Below are 11,495 nucleotides of genomic sequence, written 5' to 3' on the forward strand. Positions count from 1 at the left end.
CCGCCACCGAGGAAGTCGTCCAGTTCGGACCCGCCGCCACCGCCGCCGGTACCGCCGGAGGCGAGGCCGTCGATCGCGTCGTCCGCGGCCTTCTTGGCGTCCTCCATGGCCTGCTGCTGCGCCGGGGAATCGCCGTCCTGGCCGAGCTGGTCGATCGCGTCGGAGGCGGCCTGCTTGGCCTCCTCACCGCTCGGCGGGGTGCCGTCCTGGCTGAGCCCGCCGATGGCGTCGTTGGCCGCCTGCTGCGCTTCCTGCAGCCGCTGCTGCGCGGCCGGGTCGGCGCTCTTGGTGGTCAGGTCGCCGATGGCGTCCGAGGTCGCCTTGCGGGCCTGGGCGTCGTCGATCGGGCCGCCGGAGTCGGACGGGCTGGCCAGCTCGTTGATCGCGTCGTCCGCGGCCTTCTTGGCGTCCTCCATGGCCTGCTGCTGCTCGGGGGAGTCGCCGTCCTGGCCGAGCGCGTCGATGGCCTCGTCCGCGGCCTTCTTCGCCTCTTCCGCGGTCGGCTCGCCGCCGTCCTTGGTGAGGTCCTCGATCGCGTCGTTCGCGGCCTGCTGCGCGTCCTGCATGCGCTGCTGGGCGGCCGGGTCCTGGGTGCCCTTGGCCAGGTCGCCGATGGCGTCGGAGGCGGCCTTCTTCGCCTCGCCGCCGTCCACCGGAGTGTCCTTCACGGCGAGGTCGTCGATGGCGTCGTCGGCCGCCTTCTTGGCGTCCTCCATGGCCTGCTGCTGCTCGGGGGAGTCGCCGTCCTGGCCGAGCGCGTCGATGGCCTCGTCCGCGGCCTTCTTCGCCTCTTCCGCGGTCGGCTCGCCGCCGTCCTTGGTGAGGTCCTCGATCGCCTCGTTGGCCGCTTGCTTGGCGTCGTCCAGGCGTTCCTGGGCCTCGGGGCTCTGCGTCTCGCCCTTGAGGTCGTCGATCGCGTCGCCCGCGGCCTTCTTAGCCTCTCCGCCGTCGAGCTTCTCGTCGGCACCGCCGGGGCCGGCGGACTCGGTGTTCGGGCCACCGCTGCCACCGCCGGCGAGCGAGTCGATGGCGTCGTCGGCCGCCTTCTTGGCGTCCTCCATCGCCTGCTGCTGCTCGGGGCTGTCGCTTTCCTGGCCGAGCGAGTCGATGGCGTCGGACGCGGCTTTCTTGGCCTCTTCGGCGCTGGGCTGGCCACCGTCCTTGCTCAGGTCGCCGATCGCGTCGTCGGCGGCCTTCTTCGCGTCGTCCAGGCGCTGCTGCGCCTCCGGGCTGTCGGTCTGGCCCTTGAGGTCGCCGATCGCGTCGCCCGCGGCCTTCTTAGCCTCCCCAGTGTCGACGCCCTCGCCGGCACCGCCGCCGGAGCCCTCGCTTCCGGGACCGCCCGACTCGGTTTCAGGACCGCCTTCACCGCCGCCCGCGAGCGAGTCGATGGCGTCGTTCGCGGCCTTCTTCGCGTCCTCGAGGCCCTTGTCGCGCTGGCTGTCACTGCCGCTCTTGCTACCGCCGGAACCGGTGCTGCCGCCTCCGGAGCCCATGCCGCCCGGCATGCCGCCGACGCCGCCACCAGCACCTTCGCCCTCGCCCGCACCTTCGCCGCCACCAGCGCCGGCACCTTCGCCCAAGCCGTCGATCGCGTCGTTCGCGGCCTTCTTCGCGTCCTCGGTGGCCTGCTGGTAGTCGTCGCCCTGGCTTTCACCGGCACCACCCGTGTCCCCAGCACCACCCGTGTCCCCAGCACCACCCGTGTCCCCAGCACCACCGGTGTCCCCAGCACCACCGGTGTCCCCAGCACCTTCGGCGCCGCCAGCACCTTCGCCACCACCAGCGCCTTCACCGCCGCCGACACCCGGGCCGTCGGAGGTGAGGCCGTCGATGGCATCGTTCGCGGCGCTCTTCGCGTCTTGCAGGCCCTTGTCGTAGTCCTCGGAGCCCTCGCCGGACCCTTCGCCCGAACCTTCTCCGGAGCCGGATCCGGAACCGGAGCCCGATCCGGAACCCTCGCCCGAGCCCTCGCCGGAACCCTCGCCCGAGCCCTCGCCCGAGCCCTCGCCCTCGCCGGTCAGGTCGTCGATGGCGTCGTCGGCGTCGTCCTTGGCGTCCTTCTCGTCCTGCGACGTGTCGTCCTCGTCGTCGCCGGAACCCGAAGAGTCGTCGTCGCCGGAGCCCGAGGAGTCGTCGCCCGAGCCCGAGGAGTCCTCGTCGTCGCCCGAACCGTTGGAGTCGTCGTCCTTGCCGTCCTTGCCGTCCTTGTCATCGCCGTTGCCGTCCTCGCCGCCGCCGGTGTTCTCGGCGGCGGGGCTGAGGGCGATGTGCAGCGGACTCAGGTCGGAACCACGCGTGCTGTACTGGTTCGTGAGGTTCGTCAGCAGGACCTTGAGCTCCTTGAGGAGGTTCTCCTCGCTGACGTCGACCGCTTCCTGGACCTTGCTGTCGAACTCGGACTGGCTGAGCTCGGTGGAGACCGCCTCGATCTTCTCGATCGCGGTCTTGCGGCGCTCGTGCTCGTTGTCGAGCGCCTCCCACCAGCGCTGCGCGTAGTCCTGGATGGCGTGACCGATGTTGCCGACGGTGGTGGCGTAGGCCTGGTTCGTCAGCGTGTTGTAGAGGTCTTCGCTCTCCTTGAACAGATCCGTCGCGTACTTGTTGAACTCGTCGCCCGCGACGCCCTGCATGTGGTCCTGCAGGGCCTTGATCTGCTTGTTGAAGCCCTCGTTGATCTCACCGAGCCGTTCGGTCGCCTTCTTGAAAGCGGCTTCCAGCTCGTACCAGGCTTCCGCGGTCTTGTTGCTGCTCAGACTCGCGTGATCGCCGGTGGCCCCTCCGTTGTGCGTGAGGTCCCAGGTGGCGGCGTCGATCTCTTCCCAGCTGGAGTAGTTGTCCACAGCCATGGGAGGGGCGGAGGCGCTGTAGACGCCCACCACGTTTTCGGCTTTGTCCGCCATCGGAAATGGTCCTCACAAAGAAGCGGCCCACCGGCCGATCGAATGACTAACGGGATCTGGGTCTGCTGCCCTGCACCACGATCAGGCGGGCAGGGTGTCGTTGTAGCCGTCGCCGTCCTTGGCGTTGTCCTCCGGCTTGATGTCCGGGTCGTCCGAGAAGTTGTGCTGCTCGGCCTCGGTGCCCTTGTCCAGGGAGGAGATCGCCGTGTCGATGTGGCCGCGCATGTCGGCGACCTCGGCCTTGATCTTGTCGGCGTTCTCGCCGTCGGCGTTCTCGAAGTCGTTCGCGATCGCGGTGAGGTCGGTCTTCATGTTGTCGAAGATGTTCTTCAACCGCTCGGCGTGCGCGACCAGGCCGTTGCGGCGGTCGTCGACGATCCGCTCCAGCCACTGCGCGGTCTCGAAGTGACCTGCGTTGGGCCAGTGCGCCTTCAGCTCTTGGAAGGCCGCCATGTCCTCGGTCAGCTTGCCGATCTCGTTGGCAGCGTTCTTGATGTCATCCGGGGAGAAAGCGGTTTTGTCCGCCATGACCATCCCTACTTACGTGGTGTCGTCAGCATCGAACGTGGCCGCGGAGAGCGGCGGGTGGAGAAAAGCGATGCCGGGCCGAGTCGCGCGACCGCCCCCGCCACCGCAAAGGTGCCCGGCACCGGTCAGCTGTAGGCGCTCATGCGCTTGCCACCGGCCTGGTCGGTGTCCTGCATGTTCGTCGTACCGGACTGGACGTTCTGCTTCTGCTGCTCGATGTACTGGGCGAAACCGTCCAGCCGGCCGCGCAGGCGCTCCGCCGAGGCGTTGTAGCCGGTGGCGGACTGCCCCTGCCAACCCTTCTCCTGCAGGTTGGTGGCGTCCTTGATGAGCTCGCTGGCGCGCTCGTTGACGAACTCGAGGCCCTGCTTCAGGAAGTTCTGGGCTTCTTCGAGTGCGCCGTAGTCATAAGTCTTGGGGCTGGTCATCTCTGCTGCTCCTCAGTGCGGAATGTGCGGATGTTCGGGTGCGCGAAGCGCGATCAGCCGATGAAGTTCTCGATCGGCGTGTTCGTGATCGGCTTGACGTTGCTCTGGTCCTGCTCGGTCTGCTGACCGGCGGTCGAGCGCATGTCCTGCGACATCGCCTGGAGGTCGGCCAGCACGGAGTCCTTCAGGCGGGTGAGGTCCTGCTCGTACTGGTCGACGAGCATCTTGGTCATCTCGTTCGGGCTGCGCTGGCCCACACCGTCGAGCTGGCTGCGCAGCTGGGTCAGCTGCTGCTCGATCTCTTCGCGGGCGGTGTCGTGCCGACCGGCGACCTGCTGGATTTCCGCTTCGTCAAAAAGTGCGCCGTCAATAGCCACTTGTTCCTCCGTTTGGCAATCGCCGCGGCGGCCCGCCGCAGTTCTCGTGCTCTGTGGATATCGGGTCTAACCCGACTACCAACTTAGATCTCCGCGCAGCCTGTGCGACCCGCGGGTGGTCTTGACCGCGTCAAGCTAGGGACTCCCCTCATCAAACTTGGAAGATCAAGAGGTCGGGGATTGGACCTGCGTGGCGGCAGCCGTGCTCAGCGCCGGCCCGTTGGGCAGCAGGGCGAGCAGGTCCGTGGGCACCTGCATCACGGAGCTCTCCGAGTATCCCAGGGATTTCAGCACGTTCGCGTCCGCCAGCGGGTACTTCGTGCCCACGTCGGTGATGAGGTACGCGGTGCCCGGAGCCGCGCCTGGCGCGGGCAGGTCCCTGGCCAGCACACCGCCGCCTGCGGGGATGACGATGCGGTCCGCCACGGTGCCCGCGATGTGCTGCGCGGTGTCCACCGCGCCCGCGTTCACCCGCGAGGTCGGCTGCAGCTCCAGCGTCACCTTCATGTTGCCCGAGGCCGAGGACGCGTAGCGCACGCACGGCTGCGAATCGGCGGGCGGGATCACCGTTTCCGGCACCACGCCGGGGAATCCGGTCACCAGGTCCGGCCCCTGCGAGGTCGGCACCCCGGAGATCGCGGACGGGCCCGCCTGGATCGGCGCGACCTGCATCCCCGGGTAGGCGTCCCGGGTGGACGGTGCGGCGAACAGCAGGGCCGCGCTCATCCTGTTCAGCGGCGTCACGCCGTCCTGCCGCACCAGGTAGAACTGGCTGGAATCGATGGCCGGGTTGCGCACCTCGTAGACCTGGCCGACGCGGCTGGGCTTGCCGTCGATCAGCGGACCGGCCTGCCCGGCGCCCGGGGTGTCCTGCACCTCGAGGTCGCGTCCGGCCGGGATCGGGTTCAGCCAGGTCGCCGGGACCTCCAGCGGCGCGGTGTCGCCGTAGCCGAGCGCGTCCACCACCGCCGGGCTGGTCACCCGGTACCGCTTGCCCTCCCAGATCAGCTGCAGCGCGCCGTCCGGGGTGCGCACCAGCAGGCCTTGCCCGTGCGTGGCCGCGGTGCCCGCCTGCGCGTCGATCATCAGCGTGATCGTCGGGTTGCCGATCATCTGGTTCGGCGGCAGCGGCTGCACGCACACCGTCCACGGCGTGACCCGCAGCGTCTCCGCGGTGGGAATCGAGTCGGGGGCGTTCGGGATGCCGATCGGCTGGCCGACCGGTGTGCCCTCCATGGATTCCCGGGACACCGAGGACACCGTGCCGCCGGTGTTGCCGGAGGCCAGCTTCGCCGAGGAGTAGTTCAGCGCCGGGTGCAGCTGCCCGTCCAGGTACACGAACTGGGCGCCGGTCTCCTTGTCCATCACGATCGACCCGGCCTGCTTCCAGGAGGTGTTCCCCCCGGGCAGGAACAGGCCGAGGATGCCGAAGACCGCCATCAGCAGCGCCGCGACCAGCACGCCGAACATGGTGCCGTTCTTCACCCTGCGGTTCGGCGATTCCAGCGCGTCCGGACGTCCGTGCGTGACCGCGGCGACGAGCCTGCCGACCACGAAGAAGTACGCCTGGACCTGATCCTTGCGTGACTGCATCAGCCGGCCAGCCCTCGCATCTTCGCGTACACGTGCAGGAGTTGGAGAAGCAGCGGCAGCACCGCGACCGCCGTCAGGGATTCGAAGATGTCCACCGCGCGGCCCCAGTACGGGCGCAGCCTCCGGTTCGGCAGGAACTCGGAGAGCACCAGCAGCAGCGCGCCCACGGCCAGCGAGGGCAGCCACACCGCGAGGATCGCGACCAGCGGACCCGCCCAGGTCACCACCAGCAACGTGCAGGTGGCGAACCCGACAGCGGCCGGGACGACCAGGGCCCAGCGCTGGATCGCGCCGTCCGGGTGCCGGGAGCGCAGGAACAGCAGCAGCGAGACCACCGCACCGAACACCACGGTCCACACGTCGGCTTCACCGACCAGCGCGCCCAGGACCATGAAGGTCAGCGCGGCACCGACGCCGACGTGCAGCGCCCGCGAGTAGCCCACGGTGACCGCACCGCGCTCGACCACGATCTGCTGCCCGATCGGTTCGATCTCCTCGGTCAGCTCGGACGGCGTCGTCGGCAGCAGCGGCAGCGTGAGCCCGGAGAGCCGGAACGACAGGGACGGGATGAACACGCTCAGCACGATCGTCACCACGATGCCGATCGAGGCGGCCTGCTGGCCGGAGGCCGGGCTCACCGAGGCGATCAGCGCCGGGATGCCGACCAGGAGCGTGAAGGTGATGGCGGTGGTGAACAGCAGCGACGAGTCCGCGACGCCCAGCAGCCCCACGACGAGCGCGATCAACGCACCCGCCGCCGCGCAGCTGATCATCATCGGCACCGTCGCCACCGGGTCCAGCGCGATCAGCAGCAGCACGCCGGTCAACGCCGAGTAGCAGACCGCGACGCCGGTGATGATCGTCGCCAGCACCGGGTTCGCGGCGCCGCGCGCCACCAGCGTCGCGGCGGCCAGCAGCAGCGCGGTCATGCCGCCCGCGATGGGTGCTTCCACCGCGACGTCGGCCCCGGCCAGCAGCAGCGGGAAGCCGAGCAGCAGCGCCGCCAGCCCCAGCGCCCGCAGCAGCCAGCGGGTCCGGGCCGGGCGCCACCGGCCGGCGTGGTTCTGCACCTGCTCGCCGACACCGTCGACGAGGTCGTCGTAGTCGATGGGTTCCAGCTGGTCCGCCCGCGGGCGGAGGTAGATCGTCTCGCCGTCGAGCAGACCTAGTTCGGCGATCGTCCGATCCTCGTCCAGCGGCGCCTCGCCGACGCGCTGGGCGACCCAGCCCTCGTGGTCCGCGCCCTGCTCGACCCACTCTGCGCCGAACTGGGGCAGGACGGCGGGAAGCAGGTCGGCGAGCGGCACTTCAGCGGGCAGGGCGACGTCGGTCGACTTCTTGCCGAGGACGAACCGTAGCCTCCCCGAGTCTGTTGTGCGATGCTGGACCTGCTCTTCCGAAATCGCCATGGGTGCCCGGGGTCCTTTCCTGCCAGGTTGAGAGACCGCGACCCGGTCAGCAACGTAACGCTTGCGGGCCCAGACGTTACTGATCAGTCCGTCCCCGCGGACATCCAGGGGATTCCACTCACCAAAGGGAGAGCACGTGAGCACGGTGCTGTTCGCTCGGCGTTCTCGCCGACCGAAACCGACCTCACCGAGCGAGGAGATAGAGATCCAGGAGCCGCCCGCGGTTCCGGAGAACACCGGTGGCGGGATCAGCTCCGTCATGATGTACGCCCCGATGGGGCTCGGCTCGCTGGCCATGGTCATGATGTTCGTGCGCCCGGGGTCGGGGGTGCTGTCCTACATCGGTGGCGGGATCATGATGTGCTCCGCCATCGGCATGATCCTGGTGCAGCTGCTGCGGAACTCGGTGAACCACAAGCAGAAGCTGCACGGGTTCCGCCGCGACTACATCCGGTACCTGGGGCAGCTGCGCCGCCAGGTGCGCAAGGCGCTCACCAGCCAGCAGAAGGCCGCGCGCTGGATCCACCCGGACCCGCGCTCGCTGTGGTCGCTGGCGCTGGGCTACCGGCTGTGGGAGCGCCGCCCGGCCCACGACGACTTCGGCGAAGTGCGGATCGGGCTCGGCAAGCAGCGCTCCGCGACGAAGCTGGTCCCGCCGGACAGCAAGCCGATCGAGGACCTGGAGCCGCTGTCCGCGCACGCGCTGCGCCGGTTCCTGCGCGCCTACACGACCTTGTCGAACGCGCCGATCGCCGTGTACCTGCGCGGGTTCAGCCAGATCCGGTTCCGCGGCGACGAGGAGGCGGTGCGCGGCCTGGCCCGCGCCATGCTCGCCCAGCTCGTCACCGCGCACGCACCCGGCGAGGTGCGGATCGCGCTGTGCGCGAGCGAGCAGCGCCGCGACGACTGGGACTGGCTGAAGTGGCTGCCGCACAACCAGGGCGAGGGCCGCGACGCCGCGGGCTCGCGCCGCCTGGTCGGCGAGACCATGACCGAGGTCGAGGACCTGCTCGGCGGCGGGGACTTCACCTCCCGGCCCCGCTTCGAGGCCGACACCCCGGTCACCCCGGGCGAACCGCTCGTCGTCATCGTGCTCGACGGCGTGCAGCTGCCCGCCGACCACCGCGTCGGCGAGGAGGGCTACCGCAACACCGTGGTCCTCGACGTCGGCGAAACCCTGCCGTGGCAGGCGAAGGCGGACGCGCTGTTCCTGGAGGTCGAGCCGGAGCAGGTCAGCACCGTCACCTTCGACCGGCTCGGCAAGCCCGCGGGCAGCCCGCTGTGCCGCCCCGACTCGCTGAGCACCATCGGCATCGCCGCCCTCGCCCGCACCCTGGCCCGCTACCGGGTCGGCGAAGCGGTCGCCGAGAGCGACGAACCGCTCGCCGGGGACTACGAGCTCGCCGGGCTGCTCGGCCTCGGCGACGTGCGCACCTTCTCCCCCGCCAAGTACCGGCGCGAGCGGATGACCGCGAAGCGCAGGCTGCGGGTGCCGATCGGCATCGCCGCCAACGGATCCCCGCTGGAACTGGACATCAAGGAATCCGCCGAGGACGGTTCGGGCCCGCACGGCCTGTGCATCGGCGCCACCGGTTCCGGCAAGAGCGAGCTGCTGCGGACCCTGGTCGCGGCGCTCGCCACCACGCACACCTCCGAAGAGCTCAACTTCGTGCTCGTCGACTTCAAGGGCGGTGCGGCGTTCCTCGGCTTCGACCAGCTGCCGCACACCTCCGCGGTCATCACCAACCTGGTCGACGAGCTGGAGCTCGTGGACCGGATGCAGGACGCGCTGACCGGTGAGATGAACCGGCGCCAGGAGCACCTGCGCGCCTCCGGCAACTACGCGTCGCGGCGCGACTACGAAGCGGCGCGCCAGCAGGGCGTGCAGCTGGAGCCGATGCCCGCGCTGTTCATCGTCGTCGACGAGTTCAGCGAGATGCTCTCCAGCAAGCCCGAGTTCGTGGACGTGTTCGCGATGATCGGCCGGCTGGGCCGAAGCCTCGGCGTGCACCTGCTGCTCGCCTCGCAGCGGCTCGACGAAGGCCGCATCCACAAGATCGAGACGCACCTGTCGTACAAGATCGGCCTGCGCACGTTCTCCGCGATGGAGTCCCGCTCCATCCTCGGCGTCCCCGACGCCTACGAGCTGCCCAGCGGACCCGGCAACGGCTACCTGCGCCCCGACACCACCACGCTGACCCGGTTCAAGGGCGCGTTCGTCTCCGGCACTTACCGCACCAAGCGCCAGCGCAGCACCCGCGCCGAAGCCGAGCAGCAGGTGGTGGCCTTCGGCACCGACTACATCGAGCCCGCCAAGCTGCCCGAGCCGGAACCCGAACCGGAACCGGACGCCGACGAGCCGACGCAGACCGTGCTCGACGTGCTGATCGAACGGCTCCGCGACATCGGCCCGCGGGCGCACCAGGTGTGGCTGCCGCCGCTGAAGAAGTCCCCCACCCTCGACCAGCTGCTGCCGCCGCTGGTGGACCACCCGGTGCTCGGGCCGCGTCCGGTGGGCGACCTGCAGACCGCGAACCTGCACGTCCCGGTCGGCCTGATCGACCTGCCCGCGCAGCAGCGGCGCGAACTGCTCACCGCCGACCTCAGCGGCAGCCGCGGCAACGCGGCCGTCGTCGGCGGCCCGCAGACCGGCAAGAGCACCATGCTGCGCACCTTGATCAGCGCCCTGGCGCTGACGCACAGCGCGGCCGAGGTGCAGTTCTACTGCCTGGACTTCGGCGGCACCCTGGCCTCGCTCGGCAAGATGCCGCACGTCGGCAGCCTCGCGAACCGCCTCGACAAGGACCGCGTCACCCGGACCGTGCTGGAGGTGACCAACCTGCTGGCCAAGCGGGAGACGCTGTTCGCCGAGCACAACATCGACTCGATGGCGACCTACCGCAAGGCGCGGCGGGCCGGCCGGTTCACCGACCTCGACCCCTACGGCGACGTGTTCCTCGTCGTCGACGGGTGGTACACGATCCGGCAGGACTTCGAGGAGCTCGAAGACCGGTTCACCGAACTCGCCGCGCGCGGGCTCAGCTTCGGCATCCACCTGCTCATCGCCACCAACCGGTGGGCGGAGATGCGGCCATGGCTGCGGGACGTGCTCGGCACCCGGTTCGAGCTGCGGCTCGGCGACCCGGTCGACTCCGAGGTCAACAGCAGGCTCGCGGCGACCGTGCCGAACATCCCCGGCCGCGGCATCACCACCGACCGGCTGCACTTCCTGGCGGCGCTGCCGCGCATCGACGGCGACCCGAGCAACGACGACGTCGCCGACGCCACCACCGAGCTGTCCGAATCGCTGGCCCTGCCCGAGGCGCCGGTCGCGCCGCGGGTGCGGATGCTGCCGGTCACGCTCACGCCGGAGGAGCTCCCGGCACCGACCCGCCCCGGCGGGGACAAGGAGCTGCGGATGCCGCTGGGCATCGAGGACACCGGCCTCAACGTCCAGTGGTACGACTTCGACACCACCCCGCACCTGCTCATCTACGGGGACGCGGAGTCCGGCAAGACCAGCGTGCTGCGGCACATCGCCAAGTCCATCGCGGCGACCTACGGCCCGAACGAGGCCCGGGTCATGTTCGGCGACTTCCGCCGCGAACTGCACGACTCGATCCCCGCGGAGAACCAGATCGAGTACGCCGTCGGAGCGGACGCGCTGGGCAACTCCATCGCGAACGCGGCGCGCGGCCTGGAGAAGCGGATCCCCGGGCCGGAGATCCCGCCGAGCAGGCTGCCGAAGCGCGACTGGTGGAACGGCGGACGGCTGTTCATCATCATCGACGACTTCGAACTCGCCGAAGGCGGCATGGGCGCGGGCATCCTGCAGCCGCTGAACTCGCTGGTGCCGCACGGCGCCGACGTCGGCGTGCACCTGATCCTCGCGCGCAGCACCTCCGGTGGCAGCCGCTCGATGAGCAACCAGGTGATCCGGCGGATGTGGGAGCTCGGCACCCCGGCGATGCTGCTGTCCTGCCCGAAGGAGGAGCGGTTCCTCGGCAACCTCAAGCCGCGGACGCTGCCCCCGGGGCGGGCGCAGTACATCAACCGGCGCCGCACGGTCCGGCTGGTGCAGACCCCGCTCGTCCCCGGCCCGCCGAAGTCCCGGGACTGAGCCTCCGCCGCCCGCCCTGTTCCTCGGGGGGGGGGGGGGGGGGGGGCGCCCCCCCGGGGGGGGGGGGGGGGGGGGGGGGGGGGGGGGGGGGGGGGCCCGGGGGGGCCCCCGCCCCCGGGGGGGCGGGGGGGGCCCCC

Annotated in this window: 7 protein-coding genes; 1 reads left to right on the top strand and 6 read right to left on the bottom strand. The window is 70.3% G+C overall.

From position 1 onward, the window contains the following. The 6 genes from LCD31_RS13320 to eccD form a co-directional block, all read right to left on the bottom strand. Positions 1-2,903 (bottom strand): hypothetical protein (locus LCD31_RS13320; protein WP_224958423.1); only part of this gene is annotated, 2,903 nt, incomplete at its 3' end. A gap of 81 nt (positions 2,904-2,984) precedes the next feature. Next, positions 2,985-3,431, bottom strand: coding sequence for a hypothetical protein (locus LCD31_RS13325; protein ID WP_224958425.1), 447 nt, complete (start codon positions 3,429-3,431; stop codon positions 2,985-2,987). Positions 3,432-3,556: 125 nt separating this feature from the next. After that, a complete protein-coding gene (locus LCD31_RS13330) occupies positions 3,557-3,859 on the bottom strand; it encodes a WXG100 family type VII secretion target (RefSeq protein ID WP_224958427.1) in 303 nt (100 codons plus the stop codon). Positions 3,860-3,912: 53 nt separating this feature from the next. After that, a complete protein-coding gene (locus LCD31_RS13335) occupies positions 3,913-4,236 on the bottom strand; it encodes a hypothetical protein (protein ID WP_224958429.1) in 324 nt (107 codons plus the stop codon). Positions 4,237-4,401: 165 nt separating this feature from the next. Beyond that, the gene (eccB, locus tag LCD31_RS13340) at positions 4,402-5,829 is read right to left on the bottom strand and encodes a type VII secretion protein EccB (RefSeq protein WP_224958431.1); all 1,428 of its coding nucleotides are present in this window, start codon (positions 5,827-5,829) and stop codon (positions 4,402-4,404) included. Next, on the bottom strand, positions 5,829-7,238 hold the full coding sequence (eccD, locus tag LCD31_RS13345; protein WP_224958433.1) for a type VII secretion integral membrane protein EccD: 1,410 nt from the start codon (positions 7,236-7,238) through the stop codon (positions 5,829-5,831). The genes eccB and eccD overlap by 1 nt, the downstream gene beginning before the upstream one ends. 136 nt (positions 7,239-7,374) lie before the next feature. Here eccD and eccCa point away from each other — a divergent pair, with 136 nt between their 5' ends. After that, positions 7,375-11,358: a type VII secretion protein EccCa gene (eccCa, locus tag LCD31_RS13350; protein ID WP_224958434.1), complete on the top strand. Its 3,984-nt coding sequence runs from the start codon at positions 7,375-7,377 to the stop codon at positions 11,356-11,358. Positions 11,359-11,495: the final 137 nt, after the last annotated feature.

This window comes from Saccharopolyspora sp. 6M (assembly GCF_020176775.1).
Taxonomy (GTDB): domain Bacteria; phylum Actinomycetota; class Actinomycetes; order Mycobacteriales; family Pseudonocardiaceae; genus Saccharopolyspora_C; species Saccharopolyspora_C gregorii.